The organism is Paracidovorax sp., assembly GCF_057642795.1.
Genome location: NZ_JBXYZY010000030.1, coordinates 1 through 750 on the forward strand (window position 1 = coordinate 1; position 750 = coordinate 750).

Consider the following 750-nt stretch of genomic DNA (forward strand, 5'->3'; position numbering starts at 1 on the left):
CTTTAGCAATCACACACCAAACCCTTCCACTACCCTTCTTGAGTTCAGTTCTCTTTGTTTCTTACAAAGCAGACATGGGAGTCGTCACTTACTCGCAGGAGGTCACAAGTGCCGTCGGCCCGGCGAGGCTGTTCAAGGCTATGATCCTTGACTCCCACAACGTCCTGCCCATGATTGTTCCCGAGGGCATCAAGAGCGTTGAGTTCATCGAGGGAGATGGTGGAGTTGGTAGCATCAAGAAAACCAACTTCGGTGAAAGTTCCCACATCAAGTACACGAAGCACAAGATCGATGCTCTTGACGCAGATAACTTTTACTGCAAATATACCATGATCGAAAGCGACGTCAAGTTCGACAAGATCGACTGCGTCGTGGAATCAGTGAAATTCGAGGGGCATGGCAGCGGATGTGTTTGCAAGATGACCAGCGAGTACCACGTCAAGGAAGGTTGCGAGCTCAAGGAGGAGGACATCAAGAAGGGCAAAGACAAAGCCATGGGACTGTTCAAGGCTGTTGAGGAGTACCTTCTGGCCAACCCCCATGTTTGCGCCTAAATGCTTTTCTCAAGATCCTTTCTGAGTGATGATAGCGTAAAATGAGTGGAGAGTTTGTATTGTATCTTGTGTTTTCCTTTGTCTCTGCCTCGGAGCTTCTGGGTGAGGAAGTGTTTCTATCGTGTGTTTTCTATGTTGTAAAGGGGCTTGATGGTTGTGTGTAAGGCCATGCCAAGCAATAAAACTTGAAGGAGCA

1 protein-coding gene is annotated in these 750 nt (G+C 48.1%); it reads left to right on the forward strand.

The annotated features are described in order from the left end of the window. Nucleotides 1-554, forward strand: a 554-nt coding sequence (locus AC3A84_RS12815; RefSeq protein WP_487970081.1) for a pathogenesis-related BetVI family protein, incomplete at its 5' end; no start/stop codon positions are given. Between the last annotated feature and the right edge of the window lie 196 nt (nucleotides 555-750).